Genomic DNA, 20,537 nt, shown 5'->3' with positions numbered 1-20,537 from the left:
AGGTACTTGTCCTTGTCAAACTTGAACATATGGCTTGCCTTCTTCGCCGGACTGGCTTCCTTTATTTCTCCGTGCTGCCTGCCGCTGTATCCGTCCTACATTTCCTACATTACCGGGATGTCGGTACAGACGCTGAAGACGGAGCAGAATAAAAAAGAAGTCCGTTACCGGACGATGAGTCATACGCTGGCCTTTATTTTAGGTTTTTCCGCCGTATTCTATACGCTCGGGGTCGGAGCCGGCTTGTTCGGCAGCTTCTTTAACAACAACCGGGATCTGATCCGCCAGCTGTCGGCGCTGTTAATCATTTTGATGGGGCTGTTTCTGATCGGCCTCTTTCAGCCGCGCTTTTTGATGCGCGAATTTAAGATGGACCTGAAGTTCAAGCCCGCAGGTTACATAGGTTCTTTTATTTTCGGGATCGGCTTTTCCGCCGGATGGTCTCCTTGCGTCGGGCCGATCCTGGCGGCGATCATCGCTTTGGCAGCGACCGAACCCGGTGCTTGGTTTCCGCTGATTACGGCCTATACCGTCGGATTTGCCATTCCATTTTTTGTGCTTGCCTTCTTCATCGGGTCCACCAAGTGGATTGTGAAGTACTCGGGGATGATGATGAAAATCGGCGGGGCGCTCATGCTGTTTATGGGCGTACTGCTGTTCACGAACCAAATGACCAAGATAACGATTTGGCTGCAGGCCATCACGCCCGAATGGCTTAAGTTTTAGGTGAAGTAGTCGATGGTAGCTTCCGGAAAGTGCTCAAAAATCCGCTCTGTGATAAACTCGCGCAGGGCGTTTTGCTGTTCATCCGGGTACACGTATTTGAATTGGCCCCAGCGTCCCCATTTTTGCTTGCGCCTCGCGATATCCATCTCCAGCTTGGTTTTGGGATAACGCTGCTCAATGATGTTTTTGGCGGTTTTCGTGAAGCGGTGCTGAATCATTTCGAACGTCAAATCCTTCGTTGCCTCGGCCGGAAGCGTATCCGCCAGACGCTTCAGAAGCTCGGCATAGCCGTCCTGCCAGCCGTCATACCAAATGATCGGGGCGATGATGAAACCAAGCGGATAGCCGGCCCTGGCGACCTTTCCTGCGGCCTCGATCCGTTCCTCGAAGTGCGAAGTGGATGGCTCGAAGTTGCGGATGACGTAGTCCGAGTTGATGCTGAACCGGATACGGGTATGGCCGTTATGCTTCAGCGAGAGCAGCGGATCGACATGATGATACTTGGTCACGAACCGGAGTCTGCCGAATTCTTCGCCGGCCATGAAAGTAATCAGCTCCGCGAGGGAGCCCGTAATATGCTCCAGTCCCACCGGGTCAGATGTACAAGCGGCTTCAAACCGGGTGATTTCCGGCGAGCGTTCCTCGATGTATTGTTTGGCGGCGCCAATGATATCGGGTGTGTTGACATAGACACGGACATAGGGCTTGGCCCCGAGCGTCGTCTGCAGATAGCAGTAATGGCAGTGGCCCATGCACCCGGTTGAGATCGGGATGGCGTATTCGGCTGAAGGCTTGGACTGGTCGAACTTCAGCGTTTTACGCACGCCGACGACGAGGGTTCGTTTGGCGTTCCTGTATTTTTCCTGATCAGTTTCGCCTGGTAAATTGGTGATCCGGTTATGAGAGCTGGTCATACGATAAGGAATGTCTTTGGACTTGACCCATTCCATGATGTGCTGGCCTTTGGGATAGTTCAGCGCATCCGGTTCAAAATAAACAAGATCGGGGACAAACGGCTTGGTCGGCCGCAGCGTCCGCCTGGGCTTTTCTTTAACGCCAGTACCCATAGAACGACTCCTTTCGAGGAAAATATGAGTGCTTCGGTTTAGTATGTGTGCGGGTAGCAGGGGCAACCCGTGGCAATTACTGACCAGGATGGGAAGCGCGGCAGGCGGCAGGACTTGCCAAGTCCTCTTGAGAACATGTATCATTACAAGAGCAGGTAATCGGGCCAGATGATTGACGTTTATTACAGAAAAGAGGGAATATAATGCCAACGCCCAGCATGGAGGATTATTTGGAGCGTATCTATAAATTGATTGACGAGAAGGGATACGCGCGTGTTTCGGACATTGCCGAAGGCTTGGAGGTTCATCCCTCATCCGTTACCAAAATGATCCAGAAATTGGACAAGGACGAATATTTGATTTATGAAAAATACCGCGGCCTTGTTCTGACAAGCAAAGGTAAGAAAATGGGCAAACGCCTGGTTGACCGGCATCAGCTTCTGGAGGAATTCCTGACGATGATCGGGGTTCAGCAGGAAAATATTTATGGAGATGTCGAAGGCATTGAGCATCACTTAAGCTGGGATTCCATAACGCGTATCGAGACGCTGGTGGAGTATTTCCGCCGGGATGGACAGCGTCTGGAGGAGCTGCGGAACATTCATAATGAATTGGTCAGCGATTCGTAAACAAGGCATCTGTCCGCACCCTCAAACGACAGGTGCCTCTTTCATTCCCAGCACGTAATCCGGTGATTTCGGGGCCAAGACTGGCAAAACCCGGGTTGCACACGCAGCAAAGGTTACAGCTTTTCTGCCCGATCGGTCGTTTGCGCTTTATTCAGCAGATCATGATTTCAAGGTTGTCTGATGCCGGCTAGTGATCTCTAGATAGAGCGCGAATGACCGATTTTTTTACCCGCAAATCTATCAATAGTGGAGGATTAGTAGAATGGCGTTTCGGAAGTTTCATAGGTGGATCGTGGCATCGCTGCTGTTGGTGCTGCTGATTCCGTTTACGGGGCAGCAGGCGAAGGCTGCAAACAACATCACGATGGTCCTGGACGGGAAGCAGCTGGTCAGCGATATACCCCCGTACATCATGCCAAAAGTGAATGTGACGATGGTTCCGATCCGCGTGATCAGCGAAGGGCTGGGGGCGGCCGTCGCATGGAATCAAAACGCGAAAACCGCTGATATTTCGGGCGGAGGTCATACGATAACGTTGACCAGCGGCAAAAAGACGGCTTTGGTGGATGGAGCCTCTGTCGCCCTTGATGCCTCCGTGCAGCTTCGGGGTGGCCGCGTGCTGGTCCCTCTCCGTTTTGTCGGCGAACAGCTCGGTCTGCAGGTAGACTGGGACCAGGTGGCTAGAACGATTACCTTAACATCAAGTGTTTACATACCTACCGAGCCACCTGCTGAGGGCGGTGGAAGCAGCTCCAGCCAGCTCCGGGGAGCCTGGATCTCGACAGTGTACAACCTGGATTGGCCGACAACGTCCTCTTACGGCAAAATCGAGCAGCAGAAGCAGGAATATTCCGCTCTGCTCGACAAGCTGCAGGCCATGGGGCTGAACGCGGTGTTCGTTCAGGTTCGGACGGCCGGTGATGCGCTGTATCCGTCGGATCTGGTTCCGTGGTCGAAGGTGCTTACCGGCACCCAAGGCAAGGATCCGGGATATGATCCGCTCCAGTATATGATCGAGGAAACCCACAAGCGGGGGATGCAGTTCCATGCCTGGTTCAATCCGTTCCGGGCGAATCTGGACACGACGACAAGCAAGCTGGCGGCCAATCATGTGGCGGTTCAGCATCCCGACTGGGTCGTATCCGTCAATAACCAGCTGATCATCAACCCGGGAATTCCGGAGGCGAGACAGCATATTATCGACGTCGTGATGGAAGTGGTAAGCAAGCACGATATCGACGGTGTCCATCTGGACGATTATTTCTATCCGTCGAGCGGAACGTTTAACGATGATGCTGCTTTCAAGGCATACAATACGCAGGGCTTGAGCAAAGCGGATTGGCGCCGTGATAACATTAACCAGTTCGTGCAGCAGCTGGGCCAGTCGATTCACGCGTCCAAGCCGGCCGTCCAGTTTGGCATCAGCCCGTTCGGCGTATGGCGCAACCAGTCTACCGATCCGACGGGTTCTGATACCAAAGCGGGCGTTACGGCGTACGACTCCATGTCCGCGGATGTGAGAACCTGGGTGAAACAGCACTGGATTGATTACGTGGCACCGCAAATTTATTGGAGCATGTCCTTCAAGAACGCCCAGTACGACAAGCTCGTCGACTGGTGGGCGCAAGAAGTGCAGGGCACCGGCGTGGATCTCTATATCGGTCATGCCCCGTACAAGCTGGGAACCGCCGAGGCTGGATGGCAGTCGGCGCAGGAGATCATCAACCAGCTTCAATACAACACCAAATACGACGCAGTTAAAGGCAGCATTTTTTACAGCGCCAAGGATTTGATCAAAAATCCGCTTGGCATCGTTCAGGCACTGACCGCCTATTACCAGCAATGATAAATTCATAGAACATTGTCATGAATGAACCCCCGTGCTCATATCTTACTGTGGGATATTGAGACACGGGGGTTTTATTATGATCGTCAACGCGGTGTTCGAGGGCGGCGGAGTGAAAGGAATATCGCTGGCGGGGGCCGTCAAGGCTGCGGAGCAAGCCGGCGTTGTGTTTAACCGGGTGGCGGGTACCTCGTCGGGTTCCATTGTGGCGGCGCTGCTGGCGGCAGGGTTTTCGGCCGACGAGATGAGCGAGATCGTGAAGACGACCCCGTTTGAGTCCTTTCTTCACCGCGCGCCCATATTCAATACCAAAGTGATCGGACCCGCCGCGCGTTTGTTTCTGAAGAAAGGGCTGTATTCCGGAGAAGCGCTCGAAGTATGGATCCACCATATTTTGGCGGCCAAAGGGGTCAAGACGTTTGCGGATATCCCCCAAGGCAAGCTGATGATCATCGCCTCGGATATTACGAACGGGCGCATTCTGGTGCTCCCCGAAGACCTGGGCAAGCTGGGCGCCAACCCGTCCAGGTTTGCGGTTTCCAAGGCTATCCGGATGAGTACGAGCATTCCGTACTTTTTTGATCCGGTCATGCTGAGAATGACAGGCGAAGCGGCCAGGGGAAAATCGTTCGTTGATCAGTTTGTCTATATAGTAGACGGGGGGCTGCTCAGCAACTTCCCGCTGTGGCTCTTTGACGACGCTGCGGAAGGGGCCGGTCAGAAACCGGTTCCGACGATCGGATTTCAAATGGTCGGCAGGACGACGAACAAGCCGCATCTGATCCGTGGGCCTCTCAGCATGCTGCAGGCGATGTTTGAAACGATGCTGTCCGCTCATGATGAGCGGTACATCGAGCAGGAAAACCGTTTCCGGACGATCAAAATTCCGACTCTCGGCGTCGGAACGACGCAGTTTCATATTACACCGGAAGAAAGCCAGCAGCTGTATGAGTCAGGCATGCAGGCAGGGAAAAAGTTTTTTGCGGGCTGGAAGCCGTGACATCGAAGAAAAAATAAAAGGCATTCGCTGGTCCTCCTTTAGAAGGAGGGGCGAATGCCTTGTTTTTGATATTTTCAAACGCGCTTAGTGGTATTTCGGTTGTTGATCGTCATTCTTACCCTTTGAGCCTTCAATCACCTGGAAAGGGTAATTTTTGCGCTTGGCCGAAGATTGACCGCGTTTGGACGCATTGTATTTCTCCATCGTCCGCTGGGACGGCTTAACCTTGGGCCGCTTGTTGTAACGGGCAGGCGGGAATTTGTACAGCAGGAAAACCACACCGAACACGATCAAGGGCACAAGCAAATTCATAAGCGATCCTGCACCGCCAAACAAAATGTTGCCGAGCAGTCCGATGGCTGCCAGTACAATGGCAATCCAGAAAATTACAGCCTGCCTTTTCATGTCATCTCATCCTTTCAGGGGATCCAAGACTCCGTTTCTCACAGGTTGTTCCGCCCCGGGAGCTTTCTCCATCTGGGCGTCAAGCTCAAGCATGCGGTTGAAGGAGGCGATGGACACCTCAACCTGGTCATCCTTCGGTTCCTTCGTCGTCAACAGCTGTAGCCAAAGGCCCGGGTAACCGAGATACCGCAGCACCGGTACGTCGCGAAGCGCGTTGGTTAGTTTCAGAAACTCAAACGAAATGGCGATGACGACCGGAAGCAGAATGATCCGCTGCAGAACCCGCTGCGTCATATTATCCCACGGAACGAGCGAATAAATCAGTACGCCCAGTACGATCGTCAGCATCATGAAGCTGCTGCCGCAGCGGTAATGCAGACGGCTGTGCTTCTGCACGTTGGCTACCGTCAGCTCTTCACCCGCTTCATAGGTGCTGATCACCTTATGTTCCGCTCCATGGTACTGGAACAACCGCTTGATGACCGGGGTCTGGGAAATGCCCCATAGGTAAACGAGCAGCAACAGCAGTTTAATGCCGCCTTCTATAAGGTTATGCAGGATATAGTTGTCAAACATCTTGCCGAAAATGAAATTCTCTAAAAATACAGGCACCAGCGTCAGCACCAGCTTGCCTACGAGGAACGAAAGCACGCCGACCGCCGCAACGCCGATAATCATCCCTAAGCTCCAGCCGGATTCTTCTTTCTGCTTTTGCTTGGCGCGCTCCTCCGGCTCCACTTCGTCATCCGCGTAGGATTCCGCCGAGTAATTCAGGTGTTTCGTACCTTTGGCGCTTGCATCTATAATACTGACAATACCGCGAAGGAAAGGGATTTTGCGCAATTTGCCGACCCAAGGCTTATCCTCGCGCGGCACCTCCAAAAATGTAATCTCCTGATTCTTCCGCCGCACAGCGGTGACATTGACGTGCTTACCGCCAAACATAACGCCTTCAATGACGGCTTGGCCACCGTAGCTGACCGTTTTGGATTGCTCCGACAAACAATTCACCTTCCCCGAATGATTAGTTGTGATGCCTTTATTGTAACGAATTTCCCGCGCGATTTCTAGTTGGATTAGCCCCGGCCCCAAATGAACATACTAAGAAAAACAAAAAGGGTGATATTCAAAGTGAGTTCACAGGGAGCTGCCCTACGGCAGCATACGAATACAGGCCATACGAATCCGCTCAGCTTCTCGCTGGAGCTCGGCTTTTTTGCCGGGTTGTTCTGGGGGGCGGTTCACTGGGTTTTCCACTGGCTGCGTTTCACGATCGTCATCCCGGCCTTTTTGGCCGAGCCTTTCTTCAAGCATTCTTTTTTGAATAGCGGGTCAGGAGATCTGCTTGGCTGGCTCTTTTTTATTGCGTTTTCCATGGTCGCGGCAGTCATCTATACGCTGCTGTTCCGGAAGCTGGCCGGTCCGTGGCCGGGTATCGTATACGGTATCTGCTGGTGGGCCGTCCTGTTTGTGGCGGGTCCCGCACTCGGTATGATGAATCGTCTCAATCATCTGACCTGGAACACGATCGTCACCGAATTTTGCTTATACCTGCTGTGGGGACTGTTCATCGGATACACGGCGGCTTTCGAATTTACGGATGAGCGCAAACGGGAACCAGGCAGGGCTAAGGCGCACTAGACAAAAAAACTTCTCAAGAAGACATCCCCTATGTTAAAATAGCAGATGGTTATTTGACGACAAAGGGTGGGAATACCATTTTGAGAACCATTTGGGTGATCAACGGACCGAACCTGAATCTGCTCGGACTCCGGGAGCCTGGCGTGTACGGCTCTCAAAGTCTTGCGTCGATTGAAGAAGGCCTGCTTGAGAAAGCGGAGGCCCTGGGCGTGTCCGTCACATTTTATCAGTCCAACCATGAGGGAGATATCATTGACAGGATCCACGCCGCGCTGGGTCATGCCGACGGCATCGTTCTGAATCCGGGCGCGCTGACTCATTACAGCTATGCTGTCCGGGACGCCATCAGTTCCGTTAAAATTCCGACGGTGGAAGTCCATTTGTCGAACATTCACGCAAGGGAGACGTTCCGCCATACTTCCGTGATTGCTCCCGTGGCCGTAGGTCAAATTGCCGGATTCGGCGCTGTCAGCTATGAACTCGGCATGATGGCACTGCTGCGCCACTTGGAGAGTCAGGGACAGTAGTCGCTGCCTCTTTCCCCGGGGAAAGCTGTACATGAGAGAGGAGTGTAACGATGAGCATCAATCGAGTGAACAAGCTGCGTGAAGCGATGCAGCAATCCAATGTGGAAGCCATGTTTGTAACCAGTTCCATTAACCGCCGTTATTTGACGGGATTTACCGGTTCATCGGGATACGTCCTCATCACTTTGAATGATGCGTACCTGCTGACCGACTTTCGTTACATGACCCAGGCACCGCAGCAAGCGAAGGGATTTACAATCGTCGAGCACGGGCCAAAGGTAACGGAAACGGTAAAGGAGCTGCTGATTTCTGCAAACATCGGCAAGCTTGGCTTCGAGCAGGATGACGTATCTTTTGCCGGATACACCGCTTACGCGGAGCAGCTTAAGCCAATCCAGCTCGTGCCGGTTTCCGGCCTTGTGGAGAAGCTTCGTATCTTCAAGGATGAAGAAGAGCTGAAGGTGATGCAGAGAGCGGCGGACTTGGCCGACGATACGTTCAAACATATTCTCGGGTTTATCAAGACGGGAATGACGGAGCGGGAAGTCGACCTGGAGATGGAGTTTTACATGCGCCGCCACGGTGCCACTTCATCCTCCTTCGATACGATCGTCGCATCCGGGGAGCGTTCCGCCATGCCGCACGGCGTTGCCAGCGAACGGGTGATTGCCGGAAACGAGCTCATCACGTTCGATTTCGGCGCATTGCTTGACGGATACTGCTCCGATTTGACGCGGACGATTGCGATCGGGGATCCGGATCCGAAGCTTAAAGAAATTTATGACATTGTGCTGGAAGCCCAGCTCCACACACTTCAGAACATCAAGCCGGGGATGACCGGCCGCGAAGCGGACGCGCTTGCCCGCGATATCATCACCAAGTACGGCTACGGCGACAATTTCGGCCACAGCACGGGGCACGGCCTCGGCATGGAGGTTCATGAAATGCCTCGCCTGTCCAAGCTGAGCGACGATGTGCTGAAGCCGGGTATGGTCGTGACCGTGGAACCGGGAATTTACCTGCCGGGTCTCGGCGGCGTGCGCATTGAAGACGATATTGTGATCACGGAGACGGGAATTGTGATCTTGACGCATTCGTCTAAAGATTTCACCGTATTACCGGCGTGATAAATGCAATATATACTTAAACCTTTAGGAGGGCATTTCAGTGATTTCAGTTAACGATTTTAAAACAGGTCTGACGGTGGAAGTCGATGGCGACATCTTTACCGTTCTCGATTTTCAGCACGTTAAACCGGGTAAAGGGGCAGCCTTCGTTCGTTCGAAGCTGAAAAACCTCCGTAACGGCAACACCGTTGAGCGCACCTTCCGCGCAGGTGAAACGATCGGCCGTGCCATCATCGAAAACCGCGGCGTTTCTTATCTGTATGCAAGCGGTCAAGAGCATACATTCATGGACAACGAAACCTACGACCAGTTCACGCTGGACAGCAACCAGCTGGAGTGGGAACTGAACTTCCTTAAAGAGAACATGAACGTGAACATCGTCAGCTACCAGGGCGAAATTCTCGGGATCAACCTGCCGACCAGCGTCGAGCTGAAGGTTGTTGAAACCGAGCCGGGCATTAAAGGAAATACGGCTACAGGGGCGACGAAGAACGCGAAGCTGGAAACCGGCCTGAACGTTCAGGTGCCTTTGTTCATCAATGAAGGCGATGTGCTTCTGATCGACACCCGTGAAGGCAAATATATCTCCCGCGCGTAAAGCCGGCGATAGAATTGCTTAACACCCGACAGGGCTAAGCCGATCCTCCTTTCCTTCCGAAAGGAGGATTTTTTGTATAATCCCATGAAAAAACATTAACAATCGGGTGTACTTTCGTATTATACTAGTTTAAAGCGTAAAATTAGACAGTTGTCAGCATTTTGCAACATGAGATCCTGCTTTTTTCACCATGGCCAGTCTATTGGCGAAAAGGGTGCTGATCGCATATAGAAATAGGATCGGGCGGTTTTACCGGCGTGGGAAATGATTGCATAATGCCCAGTTGTACAATGAGTGGGGAGTGAATCGAAGTTGTCACTGTACGTCATGAAATTCGGAGGCAGTTCCGTCGGAGATATTGAGCGCATGCAGCGCGTGGCCCGGCGTATCGTCGAGAAACAGGACGAAGGACACCAGTGTGTAGTAGTCGTTTCCGCGATGGGGGATACGACGGATGATTTGATCGATCAGGCGATGCTGCTCAATCCAAATCCGCCTGCACGCGAGATGGATATGCTGATGACCACCGGGGAGCAGATTTCCATGTCGCTTCTGTCGATGGCCATTCATCAGCTCGGCCGTAGCGCCGTTTCGCTGACAGGCTGGCAGGCGGGATTCCGGACAGAGCCGGTGCACGCCAAAGCGAGAATCATGGATATCGTTCCGGACCGGGTGATTGGAGCCCTGCAGGAAGGAAACATCGTGATCGTGGCCGGATTCCAGGGCATGACCGAAGAAGGAGAAATCACGACGCTCGGCCGCGGGGGATCCGATACGACAGCCGTTGCGCTGGCTGCGGCGATTAGCGCCGACGTGTGCGAGATTTATACCGACGTGGACGGCATCTATTCGACCGATCCGCGAATCGTGAAATGCGCCCGCAAGCTTGAGGAAATTTCATATGACGAAATGCTGGAGCTGGCCAACCTGGGGGCGGCCGTTCTTCATCCGCGCGCGGTGGAGTACGCGAAGCATCACCAAGTGAAGCTCGTCGTCAGATCCAGTTTTAACTATAATGAAGGCACGGTTGTGAAGGAGGAAACCAGCATGGAGCAGGGAGTAGTGGTAAGCGGCATCGCTTATGATAAAAATGTGGCCAGAATCAGTATTTTGGGAGTGGAAGACGTTCCCGGCGTTCTTGCCACGGTGTTCGGAGCGCTCGCCGGCGCCGGCATCAACGTGGACATCATCGTGCAGAGCGGCGTTCAGGACGGCAAGGCGGACTTTTCCTTTACCACCTCTCTTTCGGAGAGCGGCCAGGCACTTCAAGTCATCAAGGATTTGAGATCCACCCTTCCGTACCGTGAAGTCACCTCGGAAGACAATCTGGTCAAAGTATCGATCGTAGGTGCGGGCATGATCAGCCATCCCGGCGTTGCCGCCGAAATGTTCGATGTTATTTCCAAGCAGGGCGTCAGCATTAAAATGGTCAGCACGTCCGAGATTAAAACGTCTTGCGTCATCGAAGGCGGCAATCTGGAGCAGGTCGTTAGAGCGCTTCATACCGCCTACAACCTCGATACCGATGCGCAGGTGTTTGTGGGAGGCCCACAGGACCGCCGCTAGGTTTAATGAATTATTCATATAAAAAAGCCGTCCCCACAGCAGGGGGCGGCTTTGTTTATTTCAGCGCGGCTCGGATTATCCGCGGTTCGCAGCAATTGCGAACAACGGCGTCAGGATCATTTCCGACTTCGCATACGGCACGACAGGGACCGTGTCGATCCCTGTGCAGTATTCGACGTCATGCGTAAATCCCAGCTTGACCAGCTGCTTCGCCGCGCATCCTTCCATTACGGTTTCAAACAGGGATCCCTTGCACTGCCGGTACGCATGCTTCATCGCCAGGCCTAGATCATTCAGCTGAAGCGGCGCTTCCGAAATGGACTCCATCGCATCGATGATCATTCCCGCGCACAGGCCATCCTCCAGCGAAAAGTCGTTGCGGCATCCCGAGCAAAGAAGGATGGCATCTTTCCCGAACGATAACAGAGCCGACGCACAGGCCGTCCCATTCATAAATGAAGCGGCGAAAATTCTGGCGGCTTTATGCGATTTGAGCAGCCCTCGGGTCCCGTTGGACGTGGTCAGCACCACCAGCTTTCCGGCAACCTCAGGGGTCATATAATCATGCGGCGAATTCCCGGCCTGAAAACCGGGGATTTTTTTATAATACCGTTCTCCACCGACAAACGTTTGGTCTCCCCGCATCTGCTGGGCTTGAGGAACCGTCTCCACGGGCAGCAGCCCGGTAGCGCCTTGGGCCAGAGCCGTAATCATCGTACTGGTTGCCCGCAGCACGTCAATCACAACGGCGCTCTTGTGCACAAACTCCTCCGATCTTACTTCGTCCACATTGGCAATGACATCCACCCGCATGGAATAAATCCTCCTTATGCACCTCTAAATAATACGACACCTCTTTCAGCTGCTTAGCCCTGAAGATGCCGATGGTTGAACGGTCCTCTCTTGGTTGGCCGGATGCAGGCAGTTTGTCTGCAGACAGGTCCAACCCAGGCAACTGACAAGCGGATAGGTATTTCATCAAACAATATATGCAAGCCCGGAGCATTTTGTTCCGAATATAGGAGTTATTAAATAGAGGCTTTGTCATGACTCTTTTGATAATCAGTGAAGCAGCTCCGTTTTGCCAAGTTATTTTCCGTATCTTTCTTGTAAAAGACAACTAAAAAGAGAGAGTCCCGCATATCTATGAGGTTAGAAGTACAATCTCGCAAAAGGGGGTCATTTTAGTGGACAAGTTCGTGGTCAGCATGGCTACGCTGCGTTTTATCTCCGGAAGTCTGGAAATCGCCGCCGCGCTGCTGATGCTAAAGCTCGCTCAGGTAGATAAGGCGCTGGCGGTCAATTCCCTGCTGGCATTCGTCGGGCCGACGGTGCTCATCCTGACGACTTCCATCGGGCTCATCGGCGTGGCTGATAAGCTCTCCTGGGGAAAGATGGCGTGGATCTTTTTCGGCGTGTCCTGTCTCTTAATCGGCATTCTCAAAAAATGATAGATTACAGTGGTCATAAATTTAGGGGCCAAGCATAGACATAAGTAAGAAAACATCTAGTAGTTTATCCATCAGAAGTTGAACAAGCTTGCAGGAGAAAGGCAGCACGGGGGTGGTCCTATTACAAATCCAAACTGGCTGGAGTTATTTCCGGAGCCGGTCAAATCGATCCTTCACCAGCTCCCTCACCATATTCTGAGCGTCGTGGAGGAGGTACGCATCCGTGAAGGCAGGCCGCTGGAAATCAACGGCGCAGGCTCACACCACTATGTTACGGGACAAAGCACGCTGACGCTGGATGCGGACAAGGCGTACAAGCCGCAGCGGGAGGTCAGCCGAAGGCTGCTCGATCTAATCAGCAACCATTCGCTGTACACGATGGAGGAAGAGCTTCGCAAAGGCTTTATCACCATTCCCGGCGGACACCGCATCGGCTTGGCAGGTAGAACGGTGCTTCACGCCGGACATGTCGAGCATATCCGCGATATCAGCGGATTCAATGTGCGGATTGCCCGGGAAGTGAAGGGTGCCGCTGACGGCATCCTCCCCTTTCTGATCGATAGGGAAGGAAACAGGATTCGTCATACGCTTCTGCTCTCGGCACCGCAGCAGGGCAAGACGACCCTCCTGCGGGATTTGGCGAGACAGATCAGCAGCGGGCTGCCCGGCCAAGGCAAATCCAGCCTGCCGGGGATGAAGGTGGGCATCGTCGACGAGCGTTCCGAAATTGCCGGCTGCCTCAAAGGCGTGCCGAGCTTTGACGTCGGACCCCGCACCGACGTGATGGATGCCTGTCCGAAGGCGGAAGGCATGATGATGATGATCCGGTCCATGTCACCGGACGTTCTCATGGTGGATGAGATCGGCAGGGGAGAGGACGCCGAATCGGTGACAGAGGCGCTGCATGCGGGCATTACGGTCGTCGCCACGGCGCATGCCGGCGGCATCGAAGAGCTGAAGCATCGGCCCGCCCTGGCTGGACTCATAGAAACCGGAATGTTTGAGAGGTACGTTCTTTTAAAAAGGAAGGCACAAGGGTTAAGCTGCCGGATCCTCGACCAGCAGCACCGGCCGCTGCAGCTTCAGACGGGCAGCCAGAGAGGGGTGAACTTCCTTGCTTAAGCTTTTTGGCGCCGTGCTGATTCTGCTGTCCGGCACACTTGCCGGATTCCATCAGGCCAGGCAGTTTGCCAGCCGGCCGAAGCAGATCCGGGAGCTGATCCTGGCCCTGCAGCGGCTGTCGACCGAAATCACCTATGGATTTACCCCACTTCCGGAAGCACTTCGCAAAATAGCGGATCAAATGCGGGAGCCTCTCCATACCTTTTTTCTGAATGCAGCGCGTGAGATGGGGCCGGCCACAGGATTGACCGCCCAGGAGAGCCTCCAGCGTTCTCTCCAAGAGAACTGGAAGCGGACCTCCATGAAGGCACCTGAACGCGAGGTGCTGCATCAGCTCAGCTTCACGCTCGGGACAAGCGACCGGCAGGACCAAATCAAGCACATCCAGCTGGCCGTCGAGCAGTTGAAGCATGAAGAAGCAACAGCCAGGGACGACCAGGCCAAATACGAGAAAATCAGTAAAAGTCTCGGGCTGCTCATCGGAGCATTGATCGTTATTTTGATCTTTTAGCGAGGTGCCTAGGAATGAACTTTGAAGTGAACGCAATTTTCCAGATTGCGGGAATCGGCATCATCATTGCCATGATTCACACAGTGCTGAAGCAAATGGGAAAAGAGGATATGGCTCATTGGGTGACGGTCATTGGTTTTGTCGTGGTGCTGTTCATGGTCGTCCGGCTGCTCGATAACCTGCTGCAGGAGATCAAAACCATCTTTTTGTTCCAGTAGGGGTTGCTAACCATGGAAATTATTCAAGTGGTAGGCCTTGGGCTTCTGTCCACGATTCTGATCCTCGTCATCAAGGAGCACAAGCCGATGTTCGCTTTCGTCCTGGCCGCCGCGACCGGCGTGCTGATCTTCATGTTCCTGATCGGCAAAATCGGTATGGTGATCCAGGAGCTCCAGCGGCTTGCCGAGGCGTCGGGAGTCCAGATGATCTACCTGAAAACGATACTGAAAATTATAGGGATCGCTTATATCGCCGAGTTTGGGGCGCAGCTCGTCAGAGACGCCGGGCAGGAAAGCATCGCTTCCAAAATCGAACTCGCGGGCAAGGTGCTGATCATGGTGCTTGCCATCCCCATTATCGGCATTATCATCGAAACGGTGCTTAAGCTGCTGCCAGCCTGAAGGAGAGGGGTGAAGACATGCCGGGACTGCGGAGGCTGCCGGACAAGATGCACATTGTTATTTTGTTTATCGTGTTCATGGTGGCAGGGATCACCCGGGTCTTTGCGGCTTCACCCACGGATCAGCTGATCCAGAGCCAGGCGGAGAATTTGCCGAAGGATCAAGTGGAGAAGTACTGGGACACTTTGATGAAGGAATACGGGGGATTTTTTCCGGACCAGAAAACACCATCCTTCATGGATATGCTCCTTCCTGGCGGCAGCGGCTTCAGCCTCAAATCGGTGCTGACCGCGGCAGGGACCTTTATGTGGCATGAGGTGCTGTACAACGGCAAGCTGCTCGTCACGATCGTCATCCTTAGCATCATGAGCATGATTCTAGAGACGCTTCAGGCGGCTTTTGAGAGGAAAACGGTGAGCAAAGTCGCATACGCCCTATGCTATATGGTCATCATCGTGCTGGCCATCAACAGCTTCAACGTCGCGATCGGTTATGCCAAAGAGGCGATCGACCGGATGATCGACTTCATGATGGCGATGGTACCGCTGCTGTTCGCACTGCTGGCTTCAATGGGCAACATCGTCACCGTGTCCGTTACGCATCCGCTGATCATCTTCATGATCAATACGATCGGAACGTTGATCCACGTCATGGTGTTTCCGCTGCTCTTCTTCTCAGCCGTGCTTCATCTGGTCAGCTCGCTGTCGGATAAGTACAAGCTGACGCAGATGGCGAACTTGCTGCGCAACATCAGCGTGGGGCTGCTCGGGGTGCTGCTGACGATTTTTCTCGGCGTTATCTCCGTGCAGGGCATCACGGGATCCATTACCGACGGGGTGACGATCCGGGCGGCCAAATACGTCTCTGGAAGCTTCATTCCGGTCGTCGGCAAAATGTTTGCGGATGCGACGGACACGGTGATCTCGGCATCGCTGCTGGTGAAAAACTCCATCGGTCTGGCAGGAGTCATCATCATCCTGTTCCTTTGCGCCTTTCCGGCCATCAAAATCCTGACGCTCGCGCTGATCTATAAAGTATCGGCAGCCATCATGCAGCCGCTCGGCGATTCCCCGATCACCGCCTGCCTGGACACGATCGGCAAAAGCATGATTTACGTCTTTGCCGCCTTGGCGGCGGTCGGACTGATGTTTTTCCTGGCGATCACCATCATGCTGACGGCTGGCAACGTGACCGTCATGATGCGGTGAAGGGAGGGGAAACCCGTGGAATGGCTTGGAAACTGGCTGAAAGAGGTCGTCATGGTCGTGCTGCTTGCCACTTTCGTCGACATGCTGCTGCCGAGCAGATCCATGGAGCGATACGTCAAGCTGGTCCTGAGCCTGCTCGTGCTGGTCACCCTGCTCAATCCGCTGATTCGAATCGTGACCGACGCGCCGCTCGACAAGCTGAGCGCAGCGATCGGCCGGATGGACCGGCAGCCGGGCGGCAGCGGTTCCAAAACCAGCCTCGAGCAGATTATGGACGAGGCCGAACAGATCAAGCATCGGCAGCAGAAACAAACACTCCAGTGGGCGGGAGAGCAAGTGGCTTCCACCATGAAGGAACAGATCAAGCAGCAAACCGGCGAGGAACCCGCGAACGTGCAGGTTGTTCTCGGACTGCCGAAGTCTAATGACGATCCGAATGCCGGAGCCGGCCAGTCACAGCCATACATTAGCGCAGTCACCGTTACAATGAGGGATTCGCAAGGCGATTCGGGCAGTTCGGGCGGCACCCAGGGGGAGAGCGGCATCCAGATCGAGCCCGTGAAGCCGGTTCACGTGCAGGTCACGATCGAGCCGGATGAGAAGCAGGCTGGAACAGATCAAGTGAATTCTGATCCGGGTGAGGATCAAGCGCAGGAGGCCACAGGCGCTGTGGATGACAAGAGCGCCGGCGAAGTCCGCAAGCTGCTGGCAAGCGAATGGAATATCGATCCGGAAGTAATCACGGTACGAAGCGGATCCGGGCAGGAGTCCCGGTTATAAAGACGGAGGTGAAACGATGGGGAAGTGGCTGAAGAAGCTTGAGCAATGGCTGGGGGGCGGACAGGGAGGGACGAAGCGAGTACATACGTTCAGGTGGCTAATTATCGTCGGCTTGATCGGGGTGGCAATCGTGCTGTTCAACTCCTTTGTCAATGTGAAGAAACTCGATAACGAAAACATAGGGAGGGAGCCTCCGGCTGGGGCTGAGTCCCAGGAAACGTTCCAGAGCTCGGCAGGTCAGACTTCGGACTTTGCAGCGATTGAGGAAACGGCCGAAGGCAGGATGAAGGACATTTTGGAGAAAATCGTTGGCGTAGGCACGGTGGACGTCATGGTCACGGTGGATTCCACGGAGGAAATCGTCTATCAACGGAATGTGAAAGACTCCCAGCAGCAGTCGGAAGAAAACGACGCGAACGGCGGTCAGCGCCATACGACCCAATATACCCGGGATGGCGAGATCGTCACCTACGAGCAGTCGGGAACGCAGACGCCGATCATTACGAAAAAGGTAAAGCCGCAAATTCGCGGGGTCCTGATCGTAGCCAAAGGTGCAGAGAATGAAGTGGTTCGCAACTTGATTGTGGACGCGGTGGAAAAAGGCCTGAACGTACCGGATTACCGGATCTCCGTCGTTCCGCGCAAGCAGGGGTAAGCCGATTTCCCCGATATAATCCAGTTGACTTATGAGGAGGATTTAACGAATGAACAGTAAAAGACAAACGATTTGGTTGGTGTCGATGCTCAGTTTGATGGTAGTCCTGTCCGCGTATTATCTGTTTACCGAGGACTCCGGGGCGTCGAAGACGCCGGTCGCCGACAGCCAGCAGGTGGACAGCAAGACCGACAAAGACGCCAAGACGACGGCCTCGGCCGGCAGCAAAGACAACGGGGTTGTCGTAGACGAAGTCGTGACATCGGGCCAATCTGGTGACAAGACCGCGGATTCGGGCAAGGCCGACGGTTCCGCCGCGAAGGATACAGCCCAGGATACGTCTAAGGAAGACGCGGCTAAGGATGCGACGAAGGATACCGCAGCTGCCGGCAGCACGGCCGATAAGGACGCAGCAGCCAAAGACACAGCCAAGGATACGGCTGACGCCGGACAAAAGAGCTCAGCGACAACCGACAAAGCTGCGGACGATAAAACGGCATCCACAAGTAAAACAGACGCCGGCAAGACAACCGCAAGCACGGAAAAAACGGACGATGAGATCCTGAAGGAAGTGGCTTCTCAGGCTTCGACAGGCAGCAGCATGCTCGAATCTCTTCAATGGCAGCGGTCGCAGACGAATGCTCAAAAAACAAACGACCTGATGGCGGCGATCAATGACATGAGCAAGGACAGCGAAGCTTCGGCCAAGGCGAGCCAGGAACTGCAGGCGCTCGAAAACAAAGAGACGATCATCGAAAGCATCGAGGAAGAGCTGGAGCAAAAATTCTCCTTTGCGAACGCATTCGTGAAGGAAAATGACGACAAGTACCAAGTGCTCGTCCTGAGCGACAAAATGGATGCCAAGCAGGCAGCGGGCATCGTTCAGCTGGTGATGAAAGAGCTGAAAGTGACCCAGGACAAAGTCAGCGTGAAAGTCGTCTCCGAGTAAAATGGCGGAAAAACAGAAATATCGTCGAAAGAGTCCGGGACAGCCCAGGACTCTTTCCATTTCTTCCGATTATGTTATAATACTTATCGTTATGTGTATGAATTGTCCGAAGCCACGGCTTCCACGCAGCTGAAGGAGTGAATTGCGAATGTTTAAATTGAACGAGATAAAAGAATTGATCAAGCTGGTCGATGAGACCTCCGTACATGAACTTGAACTTGAATCAGAAGGAGCACGCCTTTCCATCCGCAAGCCGGGCAAAACCGAAGTGGTTAGCGTTCAGGCTGCGCCTCAATTTGTACAGGCCCCTGCCGCACAGCAGGCTCCGCAATACGTACAGGCACCCGCCGACAATGCGCAGGCCCCTGCAGCAGGACAGGCAGCAGCACCGGATGCGGCTTCTTCCTCACTACATAAAATCGTCTCCCCGATGGTAGGAACGTTCTACAAAGCCTCTTCTCCGGACGCCGCGCCGTTTGTCAGCGTCGGTGACCGCGTTGACGAGAAAACGACGGTTTGCATTATTGAAGCGATGAAGCTGATGAATGAGCTCGAAGCAGAAGTAAAAGGCACCATCGTTGAGATTCTTGCGGAGAACGGACAACTGGTGGAATTCGGGCAGCCTCTGTTTCTGGTGAAGTCGGAATAGGCACCGCACAATGGAGGAGGTTACTTGCATGAAATTTCAAAAAATTCTGATTGCCAACCGCGGTGAAATCGCAGTCCGGATTATCCGGGCCTGCCGCGAGCTCGGCATTTCCACCGTTGCGGTTTATTCGGAGGCCGACAAGGAAGCGCTGCACGTCCGTTTGGCGGACGAGGCATACTGTATCGGCCCTACGCTTTCGAAAGACAGTTACCTGAATTTCACCAACATTATGAGCGTCGCCACGTTGACGGAGTGCGACGCCGTTCATCCGGGATACGGATTTCTCGCCGAGAATGCCGATTTCGCGGAAATTTGCGAGTCCTGCAACATTACCTTTATCGGACCTTCGGCCGACGCCATCAACAAGATGGGCGACAAAGCGGTTGCGAAGCAAACGATGAAGAGCGCCGGCGTGCCGGTCATTCCGGGTTCTGACGGCCTGGTTGAGGATCTGGATGAGGCGGTAATGATCGGCCGGGACATCGGCTACCCATTGATCATCAAAGCGACGGCCGGCGGCGGCGGAAAAGGAATCCGTATCGCTGAGGACGAGCAGGCGCTGATTAAGCAAATCACGGCGGCACAGCAGGAAGCCCAAAAGGCGTTCGGCAATGCCGGCGTTTATCTGGAGAAATATTTGACTGGCATGAAGCACGTTGAGATTCAAGTGATTGCCGACAACCACGGCAACGTCGTTCACCTGGGCGAACGCGACTGCTCGGTGCAGCGCCGCCGCCAGAAACTGATTGAGGAAGCGCCTTGTCCGGTGCTGTCCCCCGACATTCGTCAGCGGATGGGTGAAGCCGCAGTCCGCGCCGCCCTTGCCGTTAACTACTCCGGTGCGGGCACGCTCGAGTTTCTGCTCGGCAACGACGGCCAGTTCTACTTCATGGAAATGAACACCCGCATTCAGGTGGAGCATCCGGTTACGGAAATGGTCACCAACGTGGATTTGATCAAAGAAATGATTTCGGTCGCGGAAGGTCACCCGTTGTCGTTTACGCAGGAAGACGTTCAAATTAACGGCTGGTCGATCGAATGCCGCGTGAACGCGGAAGATCCGGACCGCAACTTTATGCCGGCTCCGGGCAAAATCCAATTTTATCTGCCACCGGGCGGTCCTGGTGTACGGGTGGACAGCGCGGCCTATCCGGGCTACAGCATTCCTCCGTTCTACGATTCCATGATCGCGAAGCTGATCGTATGGGCGCCGACGCGTCAGGAGGCGATTGCCAAGATGAAGCGGGCGCTGTCCGAATTCGTAATCGAGGGCGTGCACACCACCATTCCGTTCCATCAGAAGCTGATGGAGCATCCGGTGTTCAACCGCGGCGATTTTGACATCAAGTTTTTGGAGGAAAACGAAATCTGACGCCTGCTTCGGATTGTTTGTCATAAAGTTCCCCAAATGGTATAGTATGAATGATTAGGGGCAATCCTGCTTTCGTCTGAAGCGGTTT

The 20,537-nt window shown here is 53.9% G+C and carries 24 protein-coding genes; 20 read left to right on the top strand and 4 right to left on the bottom strand.

The features are described from left to right. Positions 1-12 precede the first annotated feature (12 nt). Positions 13-726, top strand: a complete 714-nt coding sequence (locus ABIE48_RS20485) for a cytochrome c biogenesis CcdA family protein (RefSeq protein WP_192715640.1) — start codon at positions 13-15, stop codon at positions 724-726. On the opposite strand, the gene splB is transcribed toward ABIE48_RS20485, so the two are convergent. Further along, positions 723-1,793, bottom strand: coding sequence for a spore photoproduct lyase (splB, locus tag ABIE48_RS20480; RefSeq protein ID WP_192715639.1), 1,071 nt, complete (start codon positions 1,791-1,793; stop codon positions 723-725). The two genes, ABIE48_RS20485 and splB, sit on opposite strands and share 4 nt — an antisense overlap. 203 nt (positions 1,794-1,996) lie before the next feature. Between splB and mntR the strand changes: the two genes are divergently transcribed. The 3 genes from mntR to ABIE48_RS20465 all read left to right on the top strand — a co-directional run bounded on the left by mntR (position 1,997) and on the right by ABIE48_RS20465 (position 5,268). Beyond that, positions 1,997-2,422, top strand: coding sequence for a transcriptional regulator MntR (gene mntR / locus ABIE48_RS20475; protein WP_076169997.1), 426 nt, complete (start codon positions 1,997-1,999; stop codon positions 2,420-2,422). A 262-nt stretch (positions 2,423-2,684) separates the two neighbouring features. After that, on the top strand, positions 2,685-4,268 hold the full coding sequence (locus ABIE48_RS20470) for a family 10 glycosylhydrolase (protein ID WP_192715638.1): 1,584 nt from the start codon (positions 2,685-2,687) through the stop codon (positions 4,266-4,268). A 79-nt stretch (positions 4,269-4,347) separates the two neighbouring features. Beyond that, entirely contained in the window at positions 4,348-5,268 is a 921-nt protein-coding gene (locus tag ABIE48_RS20465; protein ID WP_089548101.1) for a patatin-like phospholipase family protein, read from the top strand. Between the two features lie 84 nt (positions 5,269-5,352). On the opposite strand, the gene ABIE48_RS20460 is transcribed toward ABIE48_RS20465, so the two are convergent. Both ABIE48_RS20460 and ABIE48_RS20455 read right to left on the bottom strand, forming a co-directional pair. Then, positions 5,353-5,673 carry an MFS transporter gene (locus ABIE48_RS20460; RefSeq protein WP_076170000.1) on the bottom strand — a complete coding sequence of 107 codons (321 nt, stop codon included), beginning with the start codon at positions 5,671-5,673 and terminating at the stop codon, positions 5,353-5,355. A 6-nt stretch (positions 5,674-5,679) separates the two neighbouring features. Continuing rightward, entirely contained in the window at positions 5,680-6,675 is a 996-nt protein-coding gene (locus ABIE48_RS20455) for a DUF1385 domain-containing protein (RefSeq protein WP_076170001.1), read from the bottom strand. A 129-nt stretch (positions 6,676-6,804) separates the two neighbouring features. Here ABIE48_RS20455 and ABIE48_RS20450 point away from each other — a divergent pair, with 129 nt between their 5' ends. From ABIE48_RS20450 to ABIE48_RS20430, 5 genes are all read left to right on the top strand, one after another. Further along, entirely contained in the window at positions 6,805-7,314 is a 510-nt protein-coding gene (locus ABIE48_RS20450) for a YqhR family membrane protein (protein ID WP_354519574.1), read from the top strand. Between the two features lie 80 nt (positions 7,315-7,394). After that, a complete protein-coding gene (gene aroQ, locus ABIE48_RS20445; protein WP_116229636.1) occupies positions 7,395-7,841 on the top strand; it encodes a type II 3-dehydroquinate dehydratase in 447 nt (148 codons plus the stop codon). 50 nt (positions 7,842-7,891) lie between these two features. After that, on the top strand, positions 7,892-8,968 hold the full coding sequence (locus tag ABIE48_RS20440) for a M24 family metallopeptidase (protein ID WP_145023796.1): 1,077 nt from the start codon (positions 7,892-7,894) through the stop codon (positions 8,966-8,968). A 40-nt stretch (positions 8,969-9,008) separates the two neighbouring features. Beyond that, complete coding sequence (gene efp / locus ABIE48_RS20435; RefSeq protein ID WP_105444627.1) at positions 9,009-9,566, top strand: elongation factor P; 558 nt, start codon at positions 9,009-9,011, stop codon at positions 9,564-9,566. 312 nt (positions 9,567-9,878) lie between these two features. Beyond that, positions 9,879-11,132, top strand: a complete 1,254-nt coding sequence (locus tag ABIE48_RS20430) for an aspartate kinase (protein ID WP_145023798.1) — start codon at positions 9,879-9,881, stop codon at positions 11,130-11,132. Between the two features lie 75 nt (positions 11,133-11,207). On the opposite strand, the gene ABIE48_RS20425 is transcribed toward ABIE48_RS20430, so the two are convergent. Continuing rightward, positions 11,208-11,945 carry a 2-phosphosulfolactate phosphatase gene (locus ABIE48_RS20425; protein ID WP_192715636.1) on the bottom strand — a complete coding sequence of 246 codons (738 nt, stop codon included), beginning with the start codon at positions 11,943-11,945 and terminating at the stop codon, positions 11,208-11,210. 368 nt (positions 11,946-12,313) lie between these two features. On the opposite strand from ABIE48_RS20425, the gene ABIE48_RS20420 reads away from it, so the two are divergent. The 11 genes from ABIE48_RS20420 (at position 12,314) to accC (ending at position 20,449) form a co-directional block, all read left to right on the top strand. Then, the gene (locus tag ABIE48_RS20420) at positions 12,314-12,583 is read left to right on the top strand and encodes a YqhV family protein (protein ID WP_397341684.1); all 270 of its coding nucleotides are present in this window, start codon (positions 12,314-12,316) and stop codon (positions 12,581-12,583) included. Between the two features lie 78 nt (positions 12,584-12,661). Next, positions 12,662-13,705: a stage III sporulation protein AA gene (gene spoIIIAA, locus ABIE48_RS20415; RefSeq protein WP_354519571.1), complete on the top strand. Its 1,044-nt coding sequence runs from the start codon at positions 12,662-12,664 to the stop codon at positions 13,703-13,705. Then, positions 13,698-14,216 (top strand): stage III sporulation protein SpoIIIAB, encoded by a 519-nt coding sequence (spoIIIAB, locus tag ABIE48_RS20410; protein ID WP_116229640.1) that lies wholly within the window; start codon positions 13,698-13,700, stop codon positions 14,214-14,216. Before spoIIIAA ends, spoIIIAB begins: the two co-directional genes overlap by 8 nt. 14 nt (positions 14,217-14,230) lie before the next feature. After that, positions 14,231-14,434 carry a stage III sporulation protein AC gene (gene spoIIIAC, locus ABIE48_RS20405; RefSeq protein WP_076170008.1) on the top strand — a complete coding sequence of 68 codons (204 nt, stop codon included), beginning with the start codon at positions 14,231-14,233 and terminating at the stop codon, positions 14,432-14,434. A gap of 12 nt (positions 14,435-14,446) precedes the next feature. Then, positions 14,447-14,836: a stage III sporulation protein AD gene (gene spoIIIAD, locus ABIE48_RS20400; protein WP_076170009.1), complete on the top strand. Its 390-nt coding sequence runs from the start codon at positions 14,447-14,449 to the stop codon at positions 14,834-14,836. Positions 14,837-14,853: 17 nt separating this feature from the next. Further along, positions 14,854-16,044 (top strand): stage III sporulation protein AE, encoded by a 1,191-nt coding sequence (gene spoIIIAE, locus ABIE48_RS20395; RefSeq protein ID WP_076170010.1) that lies wholly within the window; start codon positions 14,854-14,856, stop codon positions 16,042-16,044. 15 nt (positions 16,045-16,059) lie between these two features. Next, a complete protein-coding gene (gene spoIIIAF / locus ABIE48_RS20390) occupies positions 16,060-16,824 on the top strand; it encodes a stage III sporulation protein AF (RefSeq protein ID WP_192715635.1) in 765 nt (254 codons plus the stop codon). Between the two features lie 16 nt (positions 16,825-16,840). Next, positions 16,841-17,479, top strand: a complete 639-nt coding sequence (gene spoIIIAG / locus ABIE48_RS20385) for a stage III sporulation protein AG (protein ID WP_076170012.1) — start codon at positions 16,841-16,843, stop codon at positions 17,477-17,479. A 49-nt stretch (positions 17,480-17,528) separates the two neighbouring features. Continuing rightward, positions 17,529-18,428 (top strand): SpoIIIAH-like family protein, encoded by a 900-nt coding sequence (locus ABIE48_RS20380; protein WP_192715634.1) that lies wholly within the window; start codon positions 17,529-17,531, stop codon positions 18,426-18,428. Between the two features lie 148 nt (positions 18,429-18,576). Then, positions 18,577-19,077, top strand: coding sequence for an acetyl-CoA carboxylase biotin carboxyl carrier protein (gene accB / locus ABIE48_RS20375; RefSeq protein WP_145023806.1), 501 nt, complete (start codon positions 18,577-18,579; stop codon positions 19,075-19,077). 28 nt (positions 19,078-19,105) lie between these two features. Then, complete coding sequence (accC, locus tag ABIE48_RS20370; RefSeq protein WP_145023808.1) at positions 19,106-20,449, top strand: acetyl-CoA carboxylase biotin carboxylase subunit; 1,344 nt, start codon at positions 19,106-19,108, stop codon at positions 20,447-20,449. Positions 20,450-20,537 lie beyond the last annotated feature (88 nt).

The sequence above is a fragment of the Paenibacillus sp. OAE614 genome (assembly GCF_040546645.1).
Lineage (GTDB): Bacteria > Bacillota > Bacilli > Paenibacillales > Paenibacillaceae > Paenibacillus_AQ > Paenibacillus_AQ favisporus.
The sequence above is the reverse complement of the archived record's forward strand: the minus strand, read 5'-3'. Positions and strand labels throughout refer to the sequence as shown.

What these genes read in the sequence shown, in the direction of transcription:
- mntR (WP_076169997.1), top strand. Translation starts at nt 1,997, where the DNA reads ATGCCAACGCCCAGCATGGAGGATTATTTGGAGCGTATCTATAAATTG.
- ABIE48_RS20380 (WP_192715634.1), top strand. Translation starts at nt 17,529, where the DNA reads ATGAACAGTAAAAGACAAACGATTTGGTTGGTGTCGATGCTCAGTTTG.
- accB (WP_145023806.1), top strand. Translation starts at nt 18,577, where the DNA reads ATGTTTAAATTGAACGAGATAAAAGAATTGATCAAGCTGGTCGATGAG.
- spoIIIAC (WP_076170008.1), top strand. Translation starts at nt 14,231, where the DNA reads ATGAACTTTGAAGTGAACGCAATTTTCCAGATTGCGGGAATCGGCATC.
- spoIIIAG (WP_076170012.1), top strand. Translation starts at nt 16,841, where the DNA reads ATGGGGAAGTGGCTGAAGAAGCTTGAGCAATGGCTGGGGGGCGGACAG.
- ABIE48_RS20460 (WP_076170000.1), bottom strand. Translation starts at nt 5,673, where the DNA reads ATGAAAAGGCAGGCTGTAATTTTCTGGATTGCCATTGTACTGGCAGCC.
- splB (WP_192715639.1), bottom strand. Translation starts at nt 1,793, where the DNA reads ATGGGTACTGGCGTTAAAGAAAAGCCCAGGCGGACGCTGCGGCCGACC.
- ABIE48_RS20470 (WP_192715638.1), top strand. Translation starts at nt 2,685, where the DNA reads ATGGCGTTTCGGAAGTTTCATAGGTGGATCGTGGCATCGCTGCTGTTG.
- accC (WP_145023808.1), top strand. Translation starts at nt 19,106, where the DNA reads ATGAAATTTCAAAAAATTCTGATTGCCAACCGCGGTGAAATCGCAGTC.
- ABIE48_RS20465 (WP_089548101.1), top strand. Translation starts at nt 4,348, where the DNA reads ATGATCGTCAACGCGGTGTTCGAGGGCGGCGGAGTGAAAGGAATATCG.
- spoIIIAE (WP_076170010.1), top strand. Translation starts at nt 14,854, where the DNA reads ATGCCGGGACTGCGGAGGCTGCCGGACAAGATGCACATTGTTATTTTG.
- ABIE48_RS20425 (WP_192715636.1), bottom strand. Translation starts at nt 11,945, where the DNA reads ATGCGGGTGGATGTCATTGCCAATGTGGACGAAGTAAGATCGGAGGAG.
- ABIE48_RS20440 (WP_145023796.1), top strand. Translation starts at nt 7,892, where the DNA reads ATGAGCATCAATCGAGTGAACAAGCTGCGTGAAGCGATGCAGCAATCC.
- spoIIIAD (WP_076170009.1), top strand. Translation starts at nt 14,447, where the DNA reads ATGGAAATTATTCAAGTGGTAGGCCTTGGGCTTCTGTCCACGATTCTG.